Source organism: Streptomyces sp. NPDC050619, assembly GCF_040654815.1.
Taxonomy (GTDB): Bacteria; Actinomycetota; Actinomycetes; order Streptomycetales; family Streptomycetaceae; genus Streptomyces.
The window spans coordinates 27538-52171 of sequence record NZ_JBFAIR010000013.1 but is presented as its reverse complement, the minus strand read 5'-3'; the positions used below and the strand labels follow the sequence as shown (position 1 = coordinate 52171).

Annotated in this window: 14 protein-coding genes; 3 read left to right on the top strand and 11 right to left on the bottom strand. The window is 73.0% G+C overall.

Going from position 1 to position 24634, the window contains the following annotated elements:
* Positions 1-82 precede the first annotated feature (82 nt).
* Entirely contained in the window at positions 83-949 is an 867-nt protein-coding gene (locus AB0I77_RS21930) for a Xaa-Pro peptidase family protein (RefSeq protein ID WP_363284324.1), read from the top strand.
* A 15-nt stretch (positions 950-964) separates the two neighbouring features.
* Positions 965-2068, top strand: coding sequence for a pyridoxal-phosphate dependent enzyme (locus AB0I77_RS21925; protein WP_363284323.1), 1104 nt, complete (start codon positions 965-967; stop codon positions 2066-2068).
* A 157-nt stretch (positions 2069-2225) separates the two neighbouring features.
* On the opposite strand, the gene AB0I77_RS21920 is transcribed toward AB0I77_RS21925, so the two are convergent.
* On the bottom strand, positions 2226-3068 hold the full coding sequence (locus AB0I77_RS21920; protein ID WP_363284322.1) for an AfsR/SARP family transcriptional regulator: 843 nt from the start codon (positions 3066-3068) through the stop codon (positions 2226-2228).
* A gap of 1200 nt (positions 3069-4268) precedes the next feature.
* A complete protein-coding gene (locus AB0I77_RS21915; RefSeq protein ID WP_363284529.1) occupies positions 4269-6278 on the bottom strand; it encodes an MMPL family transporter in 2010 nt (669 codons plus the stop codon).
* Positions 6279-6524: 246 nt separating this feature from the next.
* Here AB0I77_RS21915 and AB0I77_RS21910 point away from each other — a divergent pair, with 246 nt between their 5' ends.
* A complete protein-coding gene (locus AB0I77_RS21910) occupies positions 6525-6857 on the top strand; it encodes a PadR family transcriptional regulator (protein ID WP_363284321.1) in 333 nt (110 codons plus the stop codon).
* A gap of 352 nt (positions 6858-7209) precedes the next feature.
* Here AB0I77_RS21910 and AB0I77_RS21905 read toward each other — a convergent pair whose 3' ends face one another.
* The 9 genes from AB0I77_RS21905 to AB0I77_RS21865 all read right to left on the bottom strand — a co-directional run bounded on the left by AB0I77_RS21905 (position 7210) and on the right by AB0I77_RS21865 (position 24634).
* Positions 7210-7851 carry a permease prefix domain 1-containing protein gene (locus AB0I77_RS21905; protein WP_363284320.1) on the bottom strand — a complete coding sequence of 214 codons (642 nt, stop codon included), beginning with the start codon at positions 7849-7851 and terminating at the stop codon, positions 7210-7212.
* 260 nt (positions 7852-8111) lie between these two features.
* Positions 8112-14612, bottom strand: a complete 6501-nt coding sequence (locus AB0I77_RS21900; protein ID WP_363284319.1) for a type I polyketide synthase — start codon at positions 14610-14612, stop codon at positions 8112-8114.
* Positions 14569-17901: a beta-ketoacyl synthase N-terminal-like domain-containing protein gene (locus AB0I77_RS21895; RefSeq protein WP_363284317.1), complete on the bottom strand. Its 3333-nt coding sequence runs from the start codon at positions 17899-17901 to the stop codon at positions 14569-14571. The genes AB0I77_RS21900 and AB0I77_RS21895 overlap by 44 nt, the downstream gene beginning before the upstream one ends.
* 103 nt (positions 17902-18004) lie before the next feature.
* Positions 18005-19615: an FAD-dependent monooxygenase gene (locus AB0I77_RS21890; RefSeq protein ID WP_363284316.1), complete on the bottom strand. Its 1611-nt coding sequence runs from the start codon at positions 19613-19615 to the stop codon at positions 18005-18007.
* Between the two features lie 134 nt (positions 19616-19749).
* Positions 19750-21291: a multicopper oxidase family protein gene (locus tag AB0I77_RS21885; RefSeq protein ID WP_363284315.1), complete on the bottom strand. Its 1542-nt coding sequence runs from the start codon at positions 21289-21291 to the stop codon at positions 19750-19752.
* Between the two features lie 154 nt (positions 21292-21445).
* Positions 21446-22936, bottom strand: a complete 1491-nt coding sequence (locus tag AB0I77_RS21880) for an oligopeptide:H+ symporter (RefSeq protein ID WP_363284314.1) — start codon at positions 22934-22936, stop codon at positions 21446-21448.
* Entirely contained in the window at positions 22933-23973 is a 1041-nt protein-coding gene (locus AB0I77_RS21875) for a ketoacyl-ACP synthase III family protein (protein WP_363284313.1), read from the bottom strand. Before AB0I77_RS21875 ends, AB0I77_RS21880 begins: the two co-directional genes overlap by 4 nt.
* Positions 23970-24293 carry an antibiotic biosynthesis monooxygenase gene (locus AB0I77_RS21870; RefSeq protein ID WP_363284312.1) on the bottom strand — a complete coding sequence of 108 codons (324 nt, stop codon included), beginning with the start codon at positions 24291-24293 and terminating at the stop codon, positions 23970-23972. The genes AB0I77_RS21875 and AB0I77_RS21870 overlap by 4 nt, the downstream gene beginning before the upstream one ends.
* On the bottom strand, positions 24290-24634 hold the full coding sequence (locus tag AB0I77_RS21865; RefSeq protein WP_363284311.1) for an antibiotic biosynthesis monooxygenase family protein: 345 nt from the start codon (positions 24632-24634) through the stop codon (positions 24290-24292). The genes AB0I77_RS21870 and AB0I77_RS21865 overlap by 4 nt, the downstream gene beginning before the upstream one ends.

Below are 24634 nucleotides of genomic sequence, written 5' to 3'. Positions count from 1 at the left end.
GTCGGCTACGGGACCTTCTACCGGGAGAAGGGGCGAGGACGTCGTCCTGACCGACGAGGAGGAGGCACTGTGGCGCATCGCGGTGGACGGGCCGGCCCCCGCCACCGCCCTCGACGGCCTGGTGCACACCTTGCGGCAGGCCGGCCTGGCCCGGGCGCGGATCGCCGTCGACGAGGAGGGCGTACCGCACGGTCTCCTCGACGCCCTGCGGGAGGCGGTGCCGGGGGCCGACGTACGGCTCGGATCCCATGTCCTGCGCTGGACCCGCAAGGTCAAGACCGCCGAGGAGATCCGCCGGCTGACGGCGGTCGCCGCCCTGACCGAGCAGGGCATCCGCGCGGTCACGGCCGCGGCCCTCCCCGGCATCACCCAACGTGAACTCGTGCGGGCGTTCGAGGAGACAGTGGTCTGTGCGGGGGCCCGGCCGAAGTTCGCCATGATCCGCTTCGGCCGCGGCGGTGTCGCGGGCCAGGCTGCCTCCCGCGAGCCGCTGCGCCGCGGTGACTCCCTCTGGCTCGACGTCGGCTGCGTCCTCGACGGCTACTGGTCCGACATCGCTCGCCTCTACAGCCTGGGCGAGCCCTCCGAGCGGCTCGCTCGCTGTCACGCGGCGATGGTGGCCGGGGAGGAGCGGGCGCTGGCCGAGGCCCGCCCCGGCATGGCCGGAAAAGAGCTGTTCGATGTGACCGTGGAAGCGGTCCGCGAGGCGGGTGTGCCGCACTACCGTCGGCATCATGTCGGGCACGGCATCGGGGTCGAGATCTACGACCCCGTCCTGATCACGCCCGACAACGACGACCGCCTCGAGGAGGGGACCGTGGTCAACTTCGAAACGCCCTACTACGAGTTCGGGCTCGGCGCGGTACAGATAGAGGACCCGTTCGTGGTGACCTCGCGGGGCAACCGGCTGCTGACCACCCTGGAACGACGCCTGACGGTGATCGACTGACCAGGGGGCGAATCGATGTCCCGGACCGTCACGCAGAACCCGGACCTGCGCTCCCTGGAGTGCGTCCGCTGCGGCGGCCACCAGCCCGTCGGGGACCACCCGAGAGGCTGCCCCTCCTGCCTCGGGAACGGCACGCCGGCCAACTTGGCCTGCGCGTACGCCCCGCGCAACGGCACCGGCGGCGTGCTGCTGCCCTACCAGGGGGCGCCCTCCCTGGGCGAGGGCGGCACGCCACTGCTGTGCGCGGACAACGGCGGTGACGTCGATCTGCGGCTGAAGTGGGAGGGCGCCAACCCCACGGGCTCGCACAAGGACCGATTCAGCGCGGTCGCGGTCGCCCGGGCCCTGTACGCCGGGTACGAGACCGTGGCGGCGGCGTCCTCCGGCAACGCGGGCGTGTCACTCGCCGCCTACTGCGCGCGTGCCGGGCTGGGCTGCGAGATCGCCGTCGCGGACGACACCCCCGCACACGTCGTGACCCTGATGCGCGATCTCGGGGCCGAGGTCGTGTCCTTCCCGGAGGCGGGCCTGCGCTGGCGGCATCTCGCGAGGTACCTGGGCTCCCGGACGGTGCTGCCGGTCACCAACGTGCCCGTGCCGCCGGTCGGCAGCAGCGCCTTCGGGATCGAGGGCTACAAGCCGCTCGCCACGGAGATCCTCGCCGATCTGGCGGACCGCGTCCCCGACTGGGTCGTCGTACCCGCCTCCCGCGGGGACCTGGCGTGGGGCCTGTATCTCGGCTTCCGCGAGGTGTGCGGGACGCGGCGCGTGCCGCGGCTGTGCCTGGTGGAGCCGTTCCCCCGGGTCGCCGCCGTGCTGCGCGGCGACGACCCGCACGGTCGCTTCCCGGGCGCCACCGCCGTGATGCCCTCGCTCGCGGGCAACACCGTGGCGTTGCAGGCCGTGGAGGCCGTACGGCGCTCCGGCGGCCGGGCGGAAGTGGTGGACGACGCCGCGGCGACCGCCGGGACGCGTCGGCTGTGGCGGTCCGGTCTGCCGCTCGAACCGAGCAGCGCGGCCGCCGTGGTCGCGGTCGGCCAGGCCCGCGGATCGGGCGCCATCGCTCCCGGGTCCGTCGTGGTGGCACTGGCCACGGCCCACGGCCTGAAGGGGATGTGAGCGGCACGCTCGTGCCTGCCGGGTACTTCCTGGTCCTGTGATCCGGGGGTATCTGAAGCGCGGCCGCCACGGCAAGGCCCCGGGTGATGTCTCGGGTCCCTGCCATGAGCGCGGTCCCGCGAGTACCCCAACTCACGGATGTGTTCGACCTCTTGGATCAGGATCTGGCCTCGTCCATGTCACGCGCCGCCTGCGGCAGCCACGACGCCTCGAGCGTCGCGTCCCGCGCCGCACCGGATTCCAGGTCACCGGTGAGGATCGCGTGGTGCAGCCGCTGGAGCATCCCGCAGGGGTCCACGCCCAGTTCCTTCACCAGGCTTTCTCTGGTTTGGTGATACACCTGTAAGGCCTCCGAGCGCCGCCCGGCACGGTAGAGGGCGATCATCAGCTTGGCCTGGAATCCCTCGTGGGTGGGCTGGGAGGCCGCCAGTTTGATCAGCTCCGCGAGCAACTCGTGGTGGTAGCCCAGCCGCAGGTCCACCGCGATGCGCAGTTCCAGCACGCTCTTGCGTAACTCCTCCAGCCGCAGTGCCTCCGACACCAGCACGGGGCCCGGGTTCATGTCGACCATCGCCGGCCCGCGCCACAGTTGCAGGGCCTCCCGCAGGGTGTGCGCGGCCCGATCGACCTCGCCGACCGAGAGCTGGGCCCGGCCCTGCTGCGCTCGTTCCTCGAAGCGAAGGGAGTCCAGATCCTGGGGCGGCAGCGTCAGCATGTAACCGCCCGTGTACGTCCGCAGCTCCTCAGGAGCCTGCCCCAGAGCGGGACCGGCTGTCAGGCGCAGGGACTTGCGCAGTTGGTAGATGTACGTCTGCAGTGTCGTCGCCACACTGCAGGGCGGCCGGTCCTCCCACACCTCTTCGATCAGCTGCTCGTTGCGAACCACCTGGTTCGCCGAGGCGGCGAGCAGCGCGAGGATTCGCCGTGGTTTGGGCGCTGTAGGGGTGACGTCCGTTCCGTTCAGCGTGACTGAAAGCGGCCCCAACAGGCTGATCTGCATGGCCTCCACACCCTTCGTGTCAATACGAAATCACTGTCTGTCGCCGGCCGGACGGACGCCCGGTCGGCCCCTTCGGCATGTTCGTCAGTGTGAAATGAGGGAGGTGGTGGTGTGTTGTGGCGAGGCCGGTCGTGCCTGTGGCCGAGCTGCACCCCAGCTGAACGCGCGCACGGCGATCCCGGTGGAACCGGGTGGCTGAATTCACCTGCGCGGCGGGCGGAGTGAGGACGAGGTGGCACCCGCGTGGTGCAGTGCCCGTCCGGACTCCGCTTGCGCGGCCGTCGACCGGCGCTCGGTCTCCTGTGCGTGGTCCCTGGTGTCGGACGCTGCCGGCCCGTGCAGGGGCCGAACGTTCCGTCAGGGCCGGCTCCGCTATGCGGGCAGACTTCGCACCCGTGGCCCGGCGACCGTGGTGAAGGTGATCCCGACGTGTGGCCCTGAGCAGTGGCACATCCTGTCGATCCCCCGATTTGGTGGTGTGGTGTTCCTGCCGCGTCCCTGGCGGGTGTGGCCGATGAGACGCGGCTTGACCATTTTTGCCTAGGACTTTGCCTTGGGAAGGGTCGCGCCACAATGGGGCACTCTTCCTACGGCTGTTGTGCTGTTTGTGCGCAAGTGGAACGGCCGCAACCGGCAAGGGCCCGCACCTGTCCGCGGAACGCCCGGTGCCGGCGGCGACGCTGTCGCATGACCCCGCACGACGACCTCAGCGCAATCGCGACCAGAGCGCCCGTTCCTCGGGGGCCGGCGGAATATGCGGTGTCAGTCGCTCCGGATGTCCTGGCGCCGGTTCTCCCGTGGAGTCCTCGTCGGCCGGATGCGGTGATCCCGCTTTCGGAGTGTGATCCTCTTCCGGTTCGCTCCCCGGGTGCGGGTAGTGCGCGAAGAGTTCGGGCGGCGGGGGCATGCCGATGGCGAGGGCTCCCATGACTTGAGACCCGGCCCCCAGGGTGCGCGCGAGTGACAGAAACATCCGGCCGCACCCTCGCAGTATTCGCCGTACCTTCATCCGCCGACCTCGCCCCTCGTCGTCGATTCGGGTCTTCGCATCCTGTGTGGGGCGCCTCGACTTCTGGTCGAGGCGTGGTGTGGGCGAGGCATGGTCCAGTGGTGACAAGAGGGCTTGGAACGGGCACGGCCGACCCTCCCGGAGTCGGGAGGGCCGGCCTGTTCCTGCCGGGAGACGGGGGATTGCTCCCGTCAGGAGTGTTCGATGGCGACCCGGGGAAGGCGCTTGGCCACGCCGTCGGGCAGCCACCAGGCGTACTTGCCGAACAGGTGCATCACCGCCGGCAGAATGAGGCACCGGATGATCGCGGCGTCGACGAAGACGGCCACGGCCAGGCCGAAGCCGAACTGCATGAGCATCCGGTCGCCGCTGAACATGAAGGCGCCGAAGACCACGATCATGATCGCGCCGGCGGCGGTCACCACCTGTCCCGTGGTGGCCAGGCCCTGCCGGATCGCCAGGGCGGCGTCCTTGCTGCGCTCCCACTCCTCGTGCATGCGGGAGAGCAGGAAGACCTCGTAGTCCATGGACAGGCCGAAGACGATGGCGAAGATCATCACCGGGACGTAGGCCTCGATGGGACCCTTCTCGACGCCCAGGACGCCGTTCTGGAAGACCAGGGTCATGATCCCCATGGCGACGCCGACGCTGAGCAGGTTGAGCACCGCTGCCTTGAGCGGGATCAGCACCGAACGGAACACCAGCAGGAGCAGGAGCACCGACAGGCCCACCACGACGGCGATGAAGGCGGGCAGCCGTTCGGCGACGGCGTCGGAGAAGTCGTCGGCGGTCGCGGTGCTGCCGCCGACCACGAAGGTGGCTCCCGTCTCCTGGGCCGTCGAGGCCAGCACGTCGTCGCGCAGATGGCCGACCAACTCGTTGGTGGAGGCGTCCTGCGGTGCGGAGTCCGGGAAGACGATGAGCGTGGAGAGGTCGTCGCCCACCGACTGCGGCGGGAGCGCGGCGGCGACGCCCTCGGTGTCCTCCAACTCCGCCCGCGCCGTCGAAGCGGCCGCCGAGTCGCCCTCGACGACCACGATCAGCGGTCCGTTGAAGCCCGGGCCGAAGCCCTCGGCGAGCAGGTCGTAGGCCTGTCGGGTGGTGGTGGAGGTGGCGTCGGTGCCGGCGTCGGCGAAGCCGAGCCGCATGTCGAGGGCGGGCAGGGAGAGGGCCGCGAGCACCGCGGTCGGCACCAGGGCGGCCACCCAGGCCCTGCGCTGGACGGCGGCCGTCCAGCCGGCCCAGCGCCTGCCGTCGGCGGTCTTGCCCTGCTCGGCACGGCGGCGCACCTGCTTCTCGATCCGGCCGCCGAAGATGCCCAGCAGCGCGGGCAGCAGGGTCAACGAGGCGATCATGGTGAGCAGTACGGTCAGCGCCACCGCCACGGCCACCCCCTGGAGCGAGCCCAGCCCCAGCACGACGAGTCCGAGAAGGGCCACGATGACGGTGCAGCCCGCGAAGAACACCGTGCGTCCTGCGGTGTCGATCGCCTTGGTGGTGGCCGTTTTCCGGTCGGATCCGGCGAACAGCTCGCTGCGGAAGCGGGAGAACACCAGCAGGGCGTAGTCGATGCCGACGCCCAGGCCGACCAGCATCATCAGCGGCGCGGTGAAGTTGGCGATGGTCGCCACGTGCGAGGCGAGGATGATCAGCCCGAGCGTGGTGCCGACAGCGAACAGCGCGATGGCGACGGGCAGTACGGCGGCGAACAGGGACCCGAAGAGCAGCACGAGGATCACCAGGGCGGCCAGGATGCCGATCATCTCGGCCGATCCGCTGTCCTCGCCCTGGGCGGCACGCACCGGATCGCCCGACAGCTCCACGCGCAGACCACTCGACTCCGCCTTCTGGGCGGTGTCGATGATCTGCTGGGAGTCCTCGGTCGGGATCTCCTCCGACTGTTCGTCCAGCGAGACGGAGGCGTAGCCGATGGTGCCGTCGTCGGAGACCGCCTGGGCGTTCGCGTACGGGCTCATCACGCTGACGACGTGCGGCTCCTGCTCGACCTCGGCCAGCATCGCCTCGACCCGCTGACGGGTCTGCGGCGGGGTGAGCCCGTCCTTCGCCTCCAGCACGATCGTCACGGTGGCCCCGGCCTGTGAGGGCGCCCGGTCCTGAAGGACGTCCAGGGCCTTCTGCGACTCGGTGCCCGGCAGACCGAAGTCGTTGCGGTAGTCGTCGCCGACGGCCTGCGAGCCCATGCTCACCGCCACCAGGGCGACGAGCCACCCCACCAGGGCCCACCAGCGACGGCCGTACGAAACCTGTGCGATGCGTTCGAAGAGGCTCAGCCTCGCCGTCCCCGACGGGTCCCTTGCCTCGGTAAGGCTCTGATTCGGCGTGGCCACCGTAGCCCGACCTCCCTGAAGTCCAGGGGTCTCATGCCCCGATAGATAGATTGCCTACATGTAGGTGGTCGACGCTAGCACATGATGTAGATTGCCTACATGATGTCTGAAGCGCTACGGGGCCATCTGGACGCGCTGATCCTCGCGGTGCTCGAACAGGAGCCCCTGCACGGGTACGCGGTCATGGAGGCTCTTCAGGTGAGCAGTGGCGGGGCGTTGGACCTGCCGACGGGTTCGCTGTACCCCGCGTTGCGCCGGCTCGAGCGGGCCGGGCTCGTGGAGAGCGAGTGGAGCACGGTGAGCGGCCGCAGACGGCGTACCTACCAGCTCACCGCCGCGGGCAGCCGCGCGCTGGCCACCGAGCGGACGCAGTGGCGGGATTTCGCCACGATGGTCGAGGGTGTCCTGCGCCCGGGACCGGCGACGGCCTGACGGCCGCCGGTCAGCACCGCAGGGACGCAGCACCGCACGGACGGGGGGCGGCCGTGCGGTGGCGCCCCGGTGTGCCGACAGAGCCGCGTTCAAGCGCCGCCAGGCGCGTCGGCGGCTGCGGAAGGCCGCGGCCCGTCAGCGCACGTGCCACGTCAGCGCACCCTGCATGGTCTGGTGCCGCGGATCTGGCGGAGCCACCAGCGGGTGCGGGCCCACGTTGCCGGCATCGAGGGCGCCACGGATGGGTGCGGGGCCGGCGGCGTTGTGCCTCGGCACCGGCCCGGCTGCTCCTGGGCGTTGCCGGGACGAGTACGCGTCAAGCGGTGTTGAACTGGCCTGCCTCGCCCAGCGGTTACGCCGCACTCAGGCAACGGCGGCCCGCCACGGCGATACTGATCAGGGGCACGCCGAGCAGGAGCGCGGTGCCCGGCAGCCCGGTGATCCCCAGGAGCGAGTCCGTGGCCGGGCTGTAGAGGGTCAGCAGCAGCCCCAGCACGGCGAACACGACACTGACGGCGCAGGCGAAGACACCGGCCACCCGCACGAGGCGAGACGCCGGCCCCAGATAGCGCACCCCGGCACCCGTCGCGATCACCACCGCCAGTGCCATGACGATGGCACCGGCGCCGGTCCACCGCACCACGGTGTTGATCAGCGCGTAGCCGGTACTTCCGGAGTCGTCCGCGCCCTGCCCGGCGAGATGCAGCAACCCCCACCAGGCCACCGGCTGGACGGTCAGAACGGCGCAGATCAACAGCGCCGTACGACGGCCCTGGGCAAGACCCAGCTCGACCTGGTACTCGGGAGCGATGAGCTGGACGGAACCGAAGTCGTCCACGGCGCACCGCTCGGCTCTCTCGCGGTCGAGGCCGGTCTCCTCGTACACCTCGGCCGCGTCCAAGAGGCTGTCGCGAGCCTCGGCGATCATGTCCGCCTTCACCGCTCGTGGGCCGCGCAAGGCCTGGTCGAGCTCTGCGACGTATCGGTCAATCACCCGGGTCTCCCTGGAGTTCCTCCGTCGCGTGCGGTCCAATTATAGGCAGTTGGCAACAGCTCCCGACCGGGGATGTCCCTGACCTGTCCCTGACCCGGCCATCCTTCTCACGGTCGGGGCACGTGGTCGACCGGCGCTTCGGGTACCCGGAGAAGCGTATTGAACCGGACTCCGAGCCGTCGGCTCCCGGGGTGGAACCGACGGCCCGCCGCCCGTACTGCCCCCTGCGCGGAGCAGGTTCGCAGAGCATGTTCCCGGAGTCAGTCGCCCGCCGCGGGCGAGGGCGGGACGAGGCCGCCGAGCAGGTGGTCGACCAGGTCGGGGACGGTCGGGTGGTCGAAGACCACTGTGGCCGGCAGCCGCAGCCCGGTCGCCGACGTCAGCCTGTTGCGCAACTCGACCCCGGCCAGCGAGTCGAACCCCATGTCCTTGAACGACAGGTCGATGTCGATCTCCTCGCCCTCGCCGTACCCGAGCACGGCCGCCACCTCGGCGAGCAGCAGCTCCGACAGAGTCTCGCGGTGCCGGTCGGCGGACAGCGCCGCCAGCTGCCGGGACCAGGCGGGCCCGCCCCCGGCGTCCGCCTGCCGGGCCGTGCGCCGGGCCGGCGGACGGACGCCGCCGAGCTCCCGCAGCAACGGCGGCAGGCTGTCGCGCTCGGCGAGGGAGCGCAGCGCCGACCGGTCCCACCGCACCGGCAGAACATGAGCCCCGTCCGCCGCCAACGCGGCGTCGAACAGGGCCAGTCCGTCCGCGACCGAGAGCTGCGCGACACCGCCCCGGCCCATCCGGGCCCGGTCGGCCTGCGACAGATGCCCGGTCATGCCGCCCGACGGCGCCCACAGCCCCCAGCCGAGCGAGACGCCCGGCAGGCCCTCGGCGCGCTGCCGGTGCGCCAGCGCGTCCAGGAAGGAGTTGGCCGCCGCGTAGTTCGCCTGTCCCCCGGAGCCGAGGGTGGCGACCACCGAGGAGAAGCTCACGAAGGCCGACAGCCGCATACCCCGGGTCAGTTCGTGCAGATGCCAGGCCGCGTCCGCCTTCGGGCGCAGCACCCGGTCCACGGCGTCCGGCGTGAGCGTCTCGGCGGTGCCGTCCGCGAGGACGCCCGCCGCGTGCACGATCGCGGTGAGCGGATGGGCGTCCGGGATGTCCCGCAGCAGGGCGGCGACCGCCGGGCGATCCGCCACGTCGCAGGCGGCGAAGGAGACCCGGGCGCCGAACGAGGCCAACTCCTCGGCCAGTTCGGCGGCCCCGTCGGCGCCCGCGCCGCTGCGCCCGGCCAGCAGCAGGTGCCGTACGCCGTGTTCGGTCACGAGGTGGCGGGCCAGCAGCCGGCCCAGTGTGCCGGTGCCCCCGGTGAGCAGGACCGTGCCGCCGGGGTCGAAACCGGGCGGCAGGGTCAGCACGATCTTGCCGGTGTGCCGGGCCTGGGCCAGGTGCCGCAGGGCCCGTACGCCCTCTCGCAAAGGCCAGGTGGTCACCGGCAGCGGGGTGAGCGCGTCCCTGTCGAACAGGTCGAGGACGTCGGTGAGCATCCGTCCGACATGGCCCGGCTCGGCCCGGAGCAGGTCGAAGACCTCGTAGCGGACGCCCGGATGACGTCGGCCGACCTCCTGGGGGTCCCTGATGTCGGTCTTGCCGATCTCGATCAGATGGCCACAGGGCCCCAGGAGCCGCAGCGACGCGTCGAGCAGCGGGCCGGTGAGCGAGTTGAGCACGACGTCCATGCCGGCCTCGCCGGTGACCTGCCGGAACGCCGCCTCGAAGGAGTCGGTGCGGGAGCCGGCGATGTGGTCGTCGCGGACGCCCGCCGCGCGCAGCGTGTCCCACTTGGCGGGAGACGCCGTCGCGAAGACCTCCGCGCCCAGGTGCCGGGCGAGCTGGATGGCCGCGAGGCCGACCCCGCCGGCCCCGGAGTGCACCAGGACCCGGTCGCCGGGGCCGACCCCGGCCAGCTCGACCAGGCAGTGGTACGCGGTCAGGTACACCACCGGCACCGTGGCGGCCCCTACGAAGGACCAGCCGTCCGGTATCCGCGCCAGCGTGCGCCGGTCGGCGATGGCCACAGGCCCGAACGCACCCTCGGACATGAGGCCCAGGACATGGTCGCCGGGTCGGAGGTCCTCCACGCCCGCCCCCGTCTCCAGGACGACGCCGGCGCCTTCCAGGCCCATCCCCTCCTGCCCCGCGAGCATGTCCAGCGCCACGACGACGTCACGGAAGTTCACGCCCGCCGCCCGCATGGCCACGCGGACCTCCAGGGCGCCGAGTGGCCGCGTCGCGTGGTCGTCCGGGACCAGGGCCAGCCCCTCCAGCGTGCCCGGCGTACGGACGTCCAGGTGCCGGCTTCCGCCGGGCGGTGCCGACAGCGTCCCGCGCGGCGGTGCCGCCGTGAGACGGGGCGCGTGCCAGGCGGAATCACGCCACGCCAGTTGCGGCTCACCGGCCGACACGGCGGTGGACAGGCGGGCCGTCCAGTCCTCCTCGGCGTGGCCGTCCTCCAGGTCGAGGAGCGTGAACCGGCCGGGATGTTCGCTCTGCACACTCCTCAACAAGGCCCACACGGTGGCGGTCACGAGGTCCGGGGCGGGGGCGGCGGGGCCCGCGGCGACCGCGCCCCGGGTCACGATCACCACTCTCGTGGAGCGCACCCGGTCCTCGGCCAGCAGGTCCTGGACGAGGGCCAGCGCGCGATGGGCGGCCTCGTGGGCGGCCGCCACCGGGTCGCTCCCGTGGGGTGCGGGCTCTCCCGGGCGGTGCGGCCAGAAGACCGCCACCAGGTCGGGTACGGGAGCGCCCGCTTCGAGCGCCGAGGAGAGCGCCGAGGGGTCGGCGTGGGCCGGCGCCTGCGGCAGCGCCGGATGGGCGGCGCCGAGCACCGCCCAGCGGAGGTCGGCATCCGGCGCTGCGACGGGCACCGGCTGCCAGGTCACCTCGAACAGGGCGTCCTGCGGCGGCCGGTCCGTGGCCGGGACCGCGGAACGCGGCGTCCGGCGCAGGGTCACCTCACGGACCGTGACCACCGGCGCACCGAGGGAGTCGGTGAGCAGCAACTGTGCCCGGTGCGGCCCGGTCGGTGTCACCACCACGCGCACCTCGTCCGCCTCCACCGCGTGCGTGCGCACCCCGGTGAAGGAGAACGGCAGCAGGATCTGCCCTTCGTCCGCCGCCTGGCCCAGGGCGTGCAGGACGAGCGCGTGCAACGCCGAGTCCAGCAGCGCGGGATGGACGGCGAATCCGGTGACGTCGGTGTCCGGGGCGAGCCGGACCTCGGCGTACAGCTCCTCGCCGTGTCGCCATGCGGCGCGCAGGTTCCGGAAAGCGGGACCGTAGCGGTAGCCGGCTGCCGCCAGCCGGTCGTAGGCGCCGGCGACGTCCAACGGCTCGGCTCCGGCCGGCGGCCACGACGCGGCTGCCGTCGCGGGCTCCGGCGGGCCGGCGGGCGGTACCAGCGAGCCGGAGGCGTGCCGGGTCCACGGGGCCGGCGTCTCGTGCCCGGGTCCGGCGGCACGGGAGTGCACGGTGAGGGTGCGGCGGCCGGTGTCGTCGGCCCCGGTGGCGGCGAACTGGACGTCCACCGCGCCGGTCGCGGGCAGGACGAGGGGGGCCTCCAGGACGAGATCGTCCAGGACGAGCCCGTCGAGCCGGTCGGCGGCGTGCAGGGCGAAGTCGACCAGCGTGGTGCCCGACAGCAGCACCGTGTCGTGGACGACGTGGTCGGCGAGCCAGGGTTGCCCGGCCGCCGAGAGCCGGCCGGTGAGCAGCAGTCCCTCGTCGGCGGCCGCGTCGAGCGCGGCGCCGAGCAGCGGGTGCCCGGTCGCCGCCACACCGAGCCGACCGGGGTCCCCGGCGGCCGGGGGCTGGGCCAGCCAGTGACGGCGCCGCTGGAAGGCGTACGTGGGCAGCTCCACCGTGTCCGGTCGGCCGGGCGGCAGGAGCGTCGACCAGTCGACGCTCGCGCCGTGGACATGGCCCTGCGCGAGTGAGGTGAGCAGCCTGCGTCGGCCGCCGTCGCCCCGGTGCAGGGTGCCCAGGGCCGTTCCCGCGGCGTCGGCGGAGTCGAGGGTGTCCTGGACGGCGATGGTCAGCACCGGGTGCGGACTGCATTCGACGAACAGCTCGTGACCCGCGTCGATCAGAGCGGTGACGGCGTCGTGGAACCGCACCGGACTGCGCAGGCTGTCGAACCAGTGCACGGCGTCCATGGGCGTGCCGTCGTCGAGCAGAGCGCCGGTGCGGGTCGAGTACACGGGAACCTCGGGCCGGCGCGGGGTGATGTCGGCCAGCACCTCCAGTACGTCGGTGCGCAGCACCTCCATGTCCGGGGTGTGGGAGGAGTAGTCCACCGGGACCACGCGCGCGTGCACACCCCCGGCGTCCCACTCGGCGACCAGTGCGGCCAGCAGCGGCGCCGGGCCCGCGATCACCGTGGCCGCCGGTCCGTTGACGCCCGCGACATGCACCCGGCCGGTCAGCCGGGGGTCGGCGAGCCGGTCGCGTACCCGGTCGGCGGGCAGCGCGACCGAGGCCATGCCTCCCGTTCCCGTGAGCGGGACCAGCGCGCGACTGCGCAGGGCGACCACCCGCGCGGCGTCCTGGAGCGAGAGGGCGCCCGCCACGCACGCGGCGGCGATCTCCCCCTGGGAGTGCCCGACGACCGCGTCGGGCACCACACCGTGAGCGCGCCACACCTCCGCCAGCGAGACCATCACCGCCCAGAGCACGGGCTGCACCACGTCGACCCGGTCGAGCGGCGGAGCCTTGGGGGCACCGGTCAGTACGTCGGTCAGCGACCAGTCGATGTGCGGGGCGAGCGCCGCGGAGCACTGCCGGACCCGCTCCCGGAAGACCGGTGACGCGTCCAGCAGTTCGCGCGCCATCCCGGGCCACTGCGAGCCCTGCCCGGGGAAGACGAACACGGTGCGGCCCGCTTTCGCCCTGCCGCGGACCACCCCCGGCGAGTCCTCCCCGTGGGCCAGGCCGGTGAGCAGCTCGCGGAAGCCGGCCGTGTCGCCGGCGAGCACCACCGCGCGGTGTTCGAGGGCGGCCCGGGTGCCGGCCAGCGCGTGCCCGACGTCGGCCGCGTGCGGCGGGGTCCCGGTGTCCGCCAGGGCGTCGGCGAGCCGCGCGGCCTGCTGGACGAGGGCCGGTTCGGTACGGGCGGACAGCGGCCAGGGCAGGGGGTCGGTGTCTGTCCGGTGGGTGGGTGGGGGCAGGGGGTCGGTGTCGGCCCGGTGGGCGTGCGGGGCCACCGGGTCGGTGTCGGCCCGGTCGGCGGGTGGAGGCACCGGGTCGCTGTCCGCCCGGACGGTGGGTGGAGCCACCGGATCGGGCGCGGGCGCCGCTTCCAGGATCATGTGCGCGTTGGTGCCGCTGATGCCGAAAGAGGAGACGCCGGCCCGGTGCGGCCGGTCGACGTGGGGCCACGGGCGGGCCTCGGTGAGCAGTTCCACGCCGCCCCGCGCCCACTCCACGTGCGGGGTGGGCGCGTCCACGTGCAGGGTGGGCGGCAGTTGCCCGTGGCGGAGCGCCTGGACCATCTTGATGACACCGCCGATTCCGGCGGCCGCCTGCGCGTGCCCGATGTTGGACTTGAGCGAGCCCAGCCACAGGGGTCGGTCGGCGGGCCGCTCGCGGCCGTAGACGGCCAGTAGCGCACGGGCCTCGATCGGGTCCCCGAGCCGGGTGCCCGTGCCATGGGCCTCCACCGCGTCGACGTCCTCGGCGGCGAGCCCGGCGGCCCGCAGGGCGTCTTGGATGACGCGCTCCTGCGCCGGCCCGCTCGGGGCGGTCAGACCGTTGCTGGCGCCGTCCTGGTTGACGGCGGATCCCCGTACCAGCGCGAGTACCCGGTGTCCGTTGCGCCGGGCCGCCGACAGCCGTTCCAGGACGAGCAGGCCCACTCCTTCGGCCCAGGCGGTGCCGTCGGCGGCGGCCGCGAACGGCTTGCACCGGCCGTCCGGAGCCAGCCCTTGCTGCCGGCTGAATTCCAGGAACATCCCCGGCCCGGCCATCACACACGCCCCGCCCGCGAGCGCGAGTTCGCACTCGCCGGCGCGGAGCGAGCGGGCGGCCAGGTGCAGCGCGACCAGCGAGGAGGAGCAGGCGGTGTCGACCGTGACGGCGGGTCCGCGCAGGCCGAGGGTATAGGCGAGACGTCCGGAGGCGACGCTCACGGTGGTGCCGGACAGCAGGTAGCCCTCGACGCCCTCGTCGCCTGTCCGGGTCAGCGACGCGTACTCCTGGGCGGTGAGCCCGGCGAACACGCCCGTACGGCTGTCCCGCAGCCCGGTCGGGTCGATGCCCGCGTGCTCCAGCGCCTCCCAGGCGCTCTCCAGCAGCAGCCGCTGCTGGGGGTCCATGGCCAGCGCCTCGCGCGGGCTGATCCCGAAGAACTCCGCGTCGAACTCGTCGGCGTCGTGCAGGAAGCCGCCGAGGCGGGTGTACGTGCGGCCGGGGGTCTGGGTGTCCTGGTCCGCGTCGTACAGCTCGTCCGTCCGCCAGCCCCGGTTCGCCGGGAACGGCGAGATGGCGTCGGTGCCGGAGGAGACCAGGCGCCACAGGTCCGCCGGGCCGTGCACACCGCCCGGAAACCGGCAGGCCATCCCGATGACGGCGAGGGGTTCGCGGTCCCGGTCCTGGAGCTCGGCCAGCTGCTGCCGGGTCCGGTACAGCTCCTGGGTGGCCCGTTTCAGATAGGCGCGCAGCCTGTCCTCGTCAGGCGTCGAACTCGTGATCGATGAGGGCGAAGATTTCGTCATCGGTGGCGGTTCCGATCTTCTCGGTCAGGTCGGTGAGGTCGGTGACGTCGGCGGGCACGGAGGAAGGCAGGGCGGGCGCGCCCGTGGTGTGCGCAAGGCCGGACAGCAGCTCCCGCAGACCGTCGGCGAGCCGCTCGCCCGCCACGGGATCCGGCGGCTCCTCGCGCAGCGCCGTCCGCAGCCGGTCGAGGGCCGCCAACGCGGGCGAAGGGGTCTGCCGCTCGGTGCGCGACGCCTCGGCGAGGAGGTGTTCGGTGAGGTCGGCGGGGGTGGGACGGTCGAAGACGAGGGTCGTCGGCAGCCGCAGTCCGGTGAGCTCCGCCAGCCGGTCCCGGTACTCCACGCCGGTGACCGAGTCGAAGCCGGTGTCCCGGAAGGAGCGGTGCGGTTCGACGGCGGTCGGCCCCGGATGCCCGAGTACGGCCGCGGCTTCGGACCGCACCAGGTGCAGAGCGGTGCGGTACCGGTCCTGACCGGCACGGCCCGCCAACGCGCGCTGCCAGTAAGGCTGTTCGGTCGTCTCCCGCGGCGGCTGTGACGCTTCCGGCGGACCGTCCGTATACGGGATGGAGGCGGGCGCGGTGCGGGTGGCGGTGGGTCCGTCCGGCAGCCAGTGGGGGCTGCGCTGGAAGGCGTACGTCGGCAGGTCCGCGCGCGGTCCCGGGCCGAACAGGGCCGACCAGTCGACGTGCTGCCCCGCCGCGTGCAGGCGGCCGACCGCGGTCAGCAGCGCCGTGGGCTCGTCGTGGCCCGGCCGGAGCGTGGCGGTCAGCGTCGGCGCCGGGGTCTCCTCGGAGTCGACGGGCGGCAGACCGCGGGCGGCCTGACCGGTCAGGGCGGGCTCCGGGCCCAGCTCCACGTAGGCTCCGGTCCCGTGCGCGTCGAGCGTGCGGACGCCGTCGGCGAACCGGACGGTGGCCCTGATGTGCCGCGTCCAGTAGTCCGGGGAGCACAACTGCTCGGCGGTCGCCAACCCGCCCGTGACGTTCGAGACGACCGGGATCCGGGGCGGGAGGTAGTCGATGCCGGCCGCCACGCGCCGGAAGTCCTCCAGGACCTGTTCCATCAGCGGGGAGTGGAAGGCGTGGCCGACGCGCAGCCGCCGGGCTCTGCGCCCCCGCGCGGTCCAGTGCGCCGCCACCCGCTCGACGGCCTCCCTCTCGCCCGAGACGACCACGGACTCCGGGCTGTTGACGGCGGCGATGTCCCACGCGCCCGGGACTTCCGGCAGCAGGGCCCGCATCTCGTCCTCGGTCGCCTGTACGGCGAGCATCGCGCCCTCGCCCCCGGCCCGCCGCATCAGCCGGCCACGGGCCGCGACCAGCGCTGCCGCGTCCCGTGCCGAGAACACGCCCGAGGCGTGCGCGGCGGCCAGTTCGCCGACGGAGTGCCCGGCGAGCACGGTCGGCCTGACGCCCCAGGTTCCGAGCAGCTTTAGCAGGGCGGTCTGGAGGGCGAACAGGGCCGGTTGCGCGTAGTCGGTGCGCTGGGCCAGATCGGCTGCGGCGGGGTCGTCGTCCGCAGTGGGGAACATCAGGTCGCGCAGCGGTCGGTCGAGGTGGGGGTCGAAGTGGCCGCAGATCTCGTCCAGGGCCTGCGCGAAGGCGGGGAAGACCGCGTACAGTCCGCGTCCCGCCCCGGGCCAGTGGGCGCCCTGCCCGGTGAACAGGACGGCGAGCCCGGCCCCGGCGCCGGACCGGCCGCGCGTCCCCCGTGGGCCGGGGCGCCCCTCGGCGAGGGCCTCCAGCGCCTCCATCGGCGGCAACCCGTCGGTGCTGAGCAGCGCGGCCCGGTGCTCGTGGTGGGTGCGGGCCGTCGCCAGGGTGCGGGCGGCGTCCACGGGCTCCGGCGCGCGGATCCGGCGCAGGTGGTCGAGCAGGGCGCGGGCCTGGGCCCGCAGGGCCGGAGTGGTGCGGGCCGAGAGCAGCCACGGCACGGGCAGGGGAACGTCCGCGCGGGAGGTTTCCGGGTGCGGTGGTGCTTGAGCGGGTGGCGCCGTGACCACGACGTGGCAGTTCGCGCCGCCCATGCCGAACGACGACACGCCGGCCAGCGGCGGTCCGTCGGGGCGGGGCCAGTCGGTGAGCGCGGTCTGCATGCGCAGGCCGAGGCCGGTGAGCGGGATGTCGGGGTGCGGGGTGGTGAAGTTCAGGCTCGGGGCGAGTTGCCGGTGGCGTACGCACAGGGCCGTCTTGAGCAGGCCCACCAGGCCGGCGGCCCCTTCCAGGTGCCCGACGTTCGTCTTGGCCGAGCCGACGCGCAGGGCGTCGGCGGGTGCCCGGCCGCCGCCGAACACGGCACCGAGGGCCGCGGCCTCCACCGGGTCGCCGGCGCGGGTGCCGGTGCCGTGCAGCTCGACGTACTGCACCTGCCCGGGCACGACGCCGGCCGCCGCGCAGGCGCGGCGCAGCACGTCCTCCTGGGCCCGGCGGCCCGGCACGGTCAGCGGGTCGGGGCCGCCGTCGCTGTTCATGGCCGAGCCGAGGACGACGCAGTGGACGCGATCACCGTCGGCGAGCGCCCGGGCGAGCGGCTTGAGCACCAGCAGGACGCCGCCCTCGCCCCGCACGTATCCGTTGGCGCGCGCGTCGAAGGTGTGGCAGCGTCCGTCCCGCGACAGCGCCCCGAACCGCGTGGTCGCCAGCACGCTGCCGGGTGCGAGGTTGAGGTGCACCGCTCCCGCGAGCGCGATGCCGCTGTCCCCGCGCGACAGTGCGGCGCAGGCCAGGTGCACCGCGGCCAGGCCGGAGGACTGACCGGTGTCCACGGTGAGGCTGGGACCGCCCAGGCCCAGTACGTTGCTGAGCCGATTGGCGATGACGCCGCGGCTGATGCCCGGAAGTGTGTGCGGGCTGACGGCGAAGGCGCCCCGTGCGTGGGTCAGTTGCGCGTAGTCGTCCGCCATCGCTCCGACGAAGACCCCGGTGTCGGTGACACAGGCTCTGAGGCTGCCGGGCACGACGAAGGCGTCCTCCAGGGCCTCCCAGGCCAGTTCCAGTGTCAGCCGCTGCTGCGGGTCCATGGCGGCGGCCTCGCGAGGGGCGATGCCGAAGAAGCCGGCGTCGAAACCGGCCACGTCGGTGAGGAATCCGCCCCTGGGCGGAGCGGACGGCACCAGTTCGCCGTAGCGCTCGGCGGGTGCGTCGGTGATGGCGTCACGGCCGGTGCGCAGCAACTCCCAGAAGGAGCCGGGGTCCGGGGCACCGGGCAGTCGGCAGGCCATGCCGATCACCGCGATCGCGTCGGAGCGTGCGGCGGGTGCCGCCGGCCCGGCTGCGGCGGTGCTCATGGTGATCTCCCTCGCTGGGTCGGATCGCTGTGGTTGCCGATCGTGCGGGCGGGGCGTGGAAAACGTCTGAAGGACCGCTGGTGGGGGAGGGGCTCGTCGCCGCTCAGGCGGTCGCGCGGGCGAGGATCCGGGCCACGACGGTGTCCAGGACCCGGTCGGGGGAGGGCTGGGCAGCGGATGCGCGCCAGCCGACGAAGCCGTCGGGGCGGACCAGTACCGCTCCGTTCTCCGTGACCCCCAGCGCGTCGTGCCAGGACCGTTCCCGCTCTCGCACGCCGTCGCCCATCCGCAGGGCGTCGAGGCGGACGCCGGTGCGTCGCGTCACGGCGAGCGCGCTGTCGTACCACTCGGTGGCCTTGGCGCCGGCGATGAGCAGGGGGCGGCGGTCCGCCAGGGAGAGCGTGGACACCATACGGCCGCCGTCCGTGTCCAGCCAGAGGTGTGGGACGCGGGTGCCGGGGGCGCCGGACAGGGTGTGGGGATCGATGAAGTCCGGTGCGTCGCCGTCCCGTTCGTCGTCATCGGCGATCACCGCGGGGGAGCGGTAGCGGTACCCGAACATGACGCTGAGGGGGTCGGCGACGGACGTCTCCCGCGGCCCGTCGCCGGAGCCCGCCCGGGCCGCGAGCCGCAGCGCCGCCTGGCGCATGGTCGCCCGGGCGACCGGCCCGCGTTCCGCGTCGTAGGTGCCGAGCAGCGCTTCACCGGCCTGGCCGGCGAGCACCGCGGCGAGTTTCCAGGAGAGGTTGTGCGCGTCCTGGATGCCGGTGTTGGCGCCGTAGCCGCCCACCGGCGGAATGACGTGGGCGGCGTCGCCCACGAGGAACACCCGGCCCTCTGTGTACCGTTCGGCCACCAGCGCGGCCATCTCCCAGGGCAGCGTGCTGAGGACGGTCACGGGCAGGTCGGGCACGCCGACGGCGGCCCGGACCAACTCGGCGCAGCGCTCGGGGGTGTACGTGTCGAACGGTTCGGTCCGCGGGTCGTGGGTGACGATGAGCGTGCCGCGTTCCAGCGTGTCGTCGTGCCCGAACACGCCGTCCACCTCAGGGCCCGCGATCCGGCAGACGGCGAACCGGCGCCCGCGCAGCGGGCCGCGCAGATCGGCCCGGAAGACGATGCTGATCTGGTGGCGGAGTGTGCCCCGCCCCTGCCGGGCGATGCCGAGGCGCTCTCGTACGGGGCTGTGGGCGCCGTCGGCCGCGATCAGGTACCGGGCGGTGACGCGCCGTTCGGCGCCGGTCTCCCGGTCGCGGAGGGTGGCGGTGACGCGGTCGGCGTGTTGTTCCAGCGCGTGCAGTTCGGTGCCGAAGCGCAGCTCGTTGCCGAACTCGCGGGCCCGGCGCAGCAGGATCGGCTCGATCCGGTCCTGGCTCAGGGAGAGGATGCGCGCGACGGGTCTGATGTCGCTCACGTCCTCGGGCTCCGGGACGCGGGTCATGGACAGCTCTCGCCCGGTCAGGGACTCGACCTTGCCGTTGAGGGTGTGTCCGGCGAAGCCGGCGGCCTCGGTCAGCAGGTCGTCACTCACGCCGAGGGCGTCGAACAGTTCCAGGGTGCGTGGGTACAGGCCCCATGCCCGTGGGTGGATGGACGTCCTGGCGTGCCGCTCGACCAGGATGTGGTCGACGCCGTGCCGGGACAGGAACAACGACGTGGACAGACCGACCAGGCCGCCGCCCACGACCAGGACGGATGTGGTGTCGTCGCGCACCTCGGACCCCTTCCGTGAGTGCCGGGCCCCCGACCGGGGCCCGCGATCCCGGGGAGCGTGCCAGGGCGCCGTGAAGGACGGCTCGAACCACGCTCGGGCGCCTGGGGGGGCCGGTGCCTCGCCTCGCGGCGAGGTCACTTCACACGGAAGTTCGCCATCATGCCCATGTCCTCGTGCTCCAGGTTGTGGCAGTGGAAGACGTACCTGCCCCGATAGCCGGTGAAGCGGGCGATGATCTCCATCTCCTTGCCGGACTGGAGGTCGATGGTGTCCTTCCACCCGGAGTCGTAGGGACCCGGGGCGTTCTGGTTGCGGCTGAGGACCTGGAAGTGGGCGAGGTGCAGGTGGATCGGGTGGTGGGCGTCGCCGTCGAAGCGCCAGATCTCCGTCGCGCCGAGTTCGGGCACGGCGTCGTCCCGTTGGGGGTCGTACATCTGCCCGTTGATGTCCCAGCCGTCGTCGCTGCGCTGGTTGAAGTCGAACTTGCGGGTCACGGTGGCCGAGGAGCGGCTGAGCGGTTCGAAGTCCACCAGCTTGCTGGGCACTTGGCTCTCGTCCGAGGCCTTGCGCACCACATGGAAGCGCATGACCTTGCCGGCGTCGCCGTCGTCCAGCTTGTTGATCATGTCGATCTTCGTGCCGACGGGGAACTTGGAGAAGTCCACCACGACGTCGAAGCGTTCGGCCGACGCCAGCTGGATCTCGTCGTGCCCGATCGGCCGGCCCAGCAGTCCCACGTCGCTGCCGACCTGTACGAAGGCGCTGCCCGACTGCGGGCCGGGGTCGAGGGCGAGCCGGTAGCGGCGCGCGTTGGAGGCGTTGAGCAGGCGGAAGCGGTAACGGGTGTTGGTGACCTCGAGGACGGGCCAGGGCGCGCCGTTGACGAGGATGACGTCGCCGAGCACGCCTTCCATGAAGTCCTCGGTGACACCGTGTTCGCCCTTGAGGCCGGGGTCGAGGGACGGGTAGTCGAAGGCGCCGTCCGCCGTGAACGACCGGTCGCAGATCATCAGCGGGATGTCCCGCTCGCCCTTGGGGAGCGGAAGGGCCTCCTCCTCGTCGTCGTGGACGAGGTGGAAGCCGGCGAGGCCGAAGTAGACCTGCGGGCCGGTGAAGTCCATCCGGTGGTCGTGGTACCAGAGCGTGGCGGCCGGCTGCTGGAGCGGGTAGCGGTACTCCCGGCTGCCCTGGGCGGTGTCGCCGCCGTGAGCGTCGTGACCGCCGCCCTCCCAGCCGCTCCTCGGCAGGATCAGGTCGGTCGGGAAGCCGTCGTGCTCGGGGGGAGTCTTGCCGCCGTGCAGATGGACGGCGACCGGCACTTGAAGTTGGTTGGCGTGCCGCACGACGATCGGCCGGCCGCTGCGGGTGGAGAGCGTGGGCCCGGGGAACAGGCCGTTGTAGCCCCAGATCTCCGTCTTCGTCCCGGGAACGATCTCCACCTGGGCCGGCCTCTGGACGATGTCGTAGTAGTCGACGCCCCCTTCGGTTCTCGAGGGCTCGAGTACGGGCGGGAGGGGCAGCGGGACCTTGAACGGGGTCGGTGCCTTGCCCCCGCTCTTGCGTAACGCGCCGGTGCTCCCTCCCTCGTCCTGGCAGCCGGTCAGGGCGGACGCGACGGGCAGCGCCAGGGCGGCGCCCGAGGCGAGCCGCAGCAGCTTCCGACGGGTCAGGGACATCCCAAACTCCTCACTGATGGTGGGAGCGGCCGCCGGTGTGCCGTGCCGGGCGTACTCGCCCTGGGCGACCGACCCTCTTTTCCTTGACAGGCAGCCTACATGTAGGGCTTCTACCTATGGGGAAGAGTAGGCGATCTCCGTACCCAACTTCCCCTCACCGCTTGCTCCTTGTCGGTGCGCGTGCCCCCGCTTCGGCCTGGGTCGCGAGACGGCCGTGCAGTGGCCTCGACGCCAGGGTGAGCCCCGTGCCCGCCAGCAGCCCCAACACGGCCAGCAGCGCGTAGTACACGGAGTCGGGGACGACGTCCGCCAGCCGGGCGAGCTGGCCGCCGCTCGCCGCACCGACAGCCGCGAACAACCAGAACAGGCCCAGCAACCGACCGGTGAAGCCGGGCGGGGCCACTTCGGCGGCGAGGCTCAGCCCGATCGGCGCGACGGCCAACTCCCCGCACACGAGCAGCAGATAGACCACGACCAGCCACAGCGGCGACACCCTTCCCTGCGTGGCGCCGGTTGCCGCCAGGGCCATCACCACGAACGCGCCCCCGCCCAGCAGCAGCCCGCCGGCGAACTTGGCCGGCGCGCCCACCCGGCGCCCCATACGCACCCACAGGGCCGCCGCGAGGGGTGACAGCACCAGCAGGAACAACGGCTGCACCGACTGGAACCAACTGGCCGGAACCCGGAACGCCCCCACCGTCCGGTCCACCTCGTCCCGCGCGAACAGATTGAGCAGCGCGGGCCCTTGGGCGAACAACAGCCAGAACACGGAGGAGGCCGACAGCATCCATGCCAGGGCCCGCAGCCGCACCCGCTCCGTCGGCCCGACCGCCGGGGCCCGCAGCAACGCGCGGAAGTACAGCACCGGGGCGGTCAGCACGACCAGTCCGACCAGCATCAGCACCCGCTGAAGGGGCAGCGCGCCGGTCACCGCGCCCACCACCACGGCCAGCGCGGGCAGTCCGCCGAGCAGCCCGGCCCGGCGCAGCACCCGCCGCAACTCCCCGGGGGCCGTGGGACGTTCCGGCCGCGCGCCCACCTCGCCGAAGCCCGACCAACCCGCCACGTAGCAGACCACGCCGACGATCATGCCCAGGGCGGCGGCGCCGAACCCGAGGTGCCAGTGGACCGTCTCACCGAGGAAACCGGTCACCAGCGGGGCGATCAGCGCACTGACCTGGATGCTCATGTAGAAGAGGGAGAACGCCGCCTCCCGGCGCTCGGGGCGCCCCTCGTACATCCGGCCGACCATCGCCGCCATGCCGGGTTTGACCAGGCCGCTGCCCGCGATCACCAGGCCAAGACCCGGATACAGCCACCCGACGGCCGGCACCGCGAGCAGCGCGTGCCCCGCGGTGATGAGCAGCCCGCCGTACAACGTGGCCCGGCGGGCGCCGAAGACGCGGTCGGCCAGCCAGCCGCCCGGCAGCGCCGACATGAAGACCAGGGCCATGTAGAGGCCGGACAGCGCCGCGGCGTCCGCCTCCGGCAGGCCGAGGCCGCCCTCGTCCGGGTCCGCCACGAGATAGAGGTAGAGGATCGCCAGCATGCCGTAGAAGCTGAAGCGCTCCCACAGGTCGACCACGAACAGCGTGCCGAACCAGCGGGGCTGACCCAGGAAGCCGGTACGACCCCGCCCCCTCACCGCCCGCTCCCCGCGCCCTCGGTCTCCGGCCGGCGCAGCAGCTCGACGACCGCGCAGGTCCACGAGAAACCGGCGCCCACCCCGGCCAGCAGACACAGCTGACCGGGGGCCAGCGCGCCGGAGTCCACCAGGTGCCCGAACCCCGCGAACTGGTCCCCGGCGCCCAGATGACCGACCCGACGGCCCCACGACCACGTGGTCCGGTCCACGTCGATGCCCAGCGGCCCCAGGAAGTGCGCCTGAAGCCGGGGCCGTCCCAGGTGCGGCAGAACGAACCAGTCCAGGTCCGCCGACTCCACCCCGGCCTCGGACAGACAGCGCTTGAGCACCGCCCGCTGGCCGTCGTCGATCCTGCCGAGCACGGTGTCGAGGCCCGTCGCGGCCACGAAGTCACGCCGCGGTGGCTCCAGGTCGACCGGTTGGCGCACCGCGAACGGTGCGTCGCCGAACGGGTCGTCGCCCCGGTGCATCCGCTCCAGGCCCGGATCGGCGTACGTCACGAGGGCACGCACCCGCGCGAAACCGCCACGCCGCGACAGCACCAGGGCGGTCCCGCCGTCCCCGTAGGCGGTGCCGGCGTCGCTGCGCCACCGGTCGAAGCCCGGCGGGCAGAACCGGTCCCCCGTGGTGATCAGGGCCTGCCCACGAGCCGGCCCGCCCCGCAGGTAACCGGCGGCGAGCTCCAGGGCGGCCATACCGCCGTTGGACATCTGGCGCACCTCGATCGCCGGACAGGCGTTGCCCAGGGCCACCTGCTGGACGTAGGAGGCCGGCGCCCACATGTCGTGGCCCTGGTAGTAGGTGGTGGCGTGCAGCAACAGGTCGATTTCGGCGGGGGAGGCACCGGACTGCCGAAGGGCCGCCCGGGCCGCCCGCGCCGCCATCTCGGGCCCGGAGTCACCCGGTGAGACCCGGACCGCCTCGACCTCGGTACGCCACAGCGCCCGCCGCCGGCACAGGCCGGCGGCCTCGGCCACGGTCAACGCCGGGGGGAGCCAGCGGCCGGTGCCGGCGATGTAGAGGTCGCCGTAGCTCACGGGGGAGCCTCCACGAAGGCCGCGGCGACCTCGTACACCTCGAAGAAACGGTCCCGCCCGCGGTCCTGGTACGGGCGCAGGGGTGAGGTGGACGGCCGGTGCTGCGTGGTCCTCTCCCAGCTCCGGAAGGCCGCGAGGCTCTCCCACTCGCTCATGACGACCAGGCTCCCCGGATCGTCGGCGGCCCTGAGCAACTCGTTGCCCAACAGGCCGGGCGTGCCCGCGAGATGGCGGCTGATCCGCTCGTACGCCCGCTCCACCGCCCCGGGATCGTCCGCCGGGGCCCGGTGCCACAGCAGCACCCGGGCCCGCGCGGTCATCGCGCGCCCCCGGTGGGGGCGGCCGAGCGGGCGGGCAGGAAGTGGACCCCGCGCATGATGTGCATCGCGCCGCCGCGCCGGAACGGGTGCAGCTTCGTACGGTGCTCCACATGGGCGTCGCTGTGCTCGAACTCTCGGAAGCGCTCCTCGTCCACCCAGTCGCTGATCACGTAGTAGACCGACTCGTCCTCGGCGCTGCGCATCAGCCACTGGCCCAGGTTGGCCGGATGGCCGGTGATGACGCTGCCGATGGAGAGCCAGGTGCGCTCGAAGTCGGCCTCCATCCCCGGGTTGATCTCGAACCGCAGGAGCACCCGGAAGCGCTCGTCGTTGTCCGCCAT

Bases quoted from the DNA above. Each gene is read 5' to 3' on its own strand.
- AB0I77_RS21925 (WP_363284323.1), top strand. From the start codon at position 965: ATGTCCCGGACCGTCACGCAGAACCCGGACCTGCGCTCCCTGGAGTGC.
- AB0I77_RS21920 (WP_363284322.1), bottom strand. From the start codon at position 3,068: ATGCAGATCAGCCTGTTGGGGCCGCTTTCAGTCACGCTGAACGGAACG.
- AB0I77_RS21915 (WP_363284529.1), bottom strand. From the start codon at position 6,278: ATGGGCTCGCAGGCCGTCGGCGACGACTACCGCAACGACTTCGGTCTG.
- AB0I77_RS21910 (WP_363284321.1), top strand. From the start codon at position 6,525: ATGATGTCTGAAGCGCTACGGGGCCATCTGGACGCGCTGATCCTCGCG.
- AB0I77_RS21900 (WP_363284319.1), bottom strand. From the start codon at position 14,612: ATGACGAAATCTTCGCCCTCATCGATCACGAGTTCGACGCCTGACGAG.
- AB0I77_RS21895 (WP_363284317.1), bottom strand. From the start codon at position 17,901: ATGAGCACCGCCGCAGCCGGGCCGGCGGCACCCGCCGCACGCTCCGAC.
- AB0I77_RS21885 (WP_363284315.1), bottom strand. From the start codon at position 21,291: ATGTCCCTGACCCGTCGGAAGCTGCTGCGGCTCGCCTCGGGCGCCGCC.
- AB0I77_RS21870 (WP_363284312.1), bottom strand. From the start codon at position 24,293: ATGACCGCGCGGGCCCGGGTGCTGCTGTGGCACCGGGCCCCGGCGGAC.
- AB0I77_RS21865 (WP_363284311.1), bottom strand. From the start codon at position 24,634: ATGGCGGACAACGACGAGCGCTTCCGGGTGCTCCTGCGGTTCGAGATC.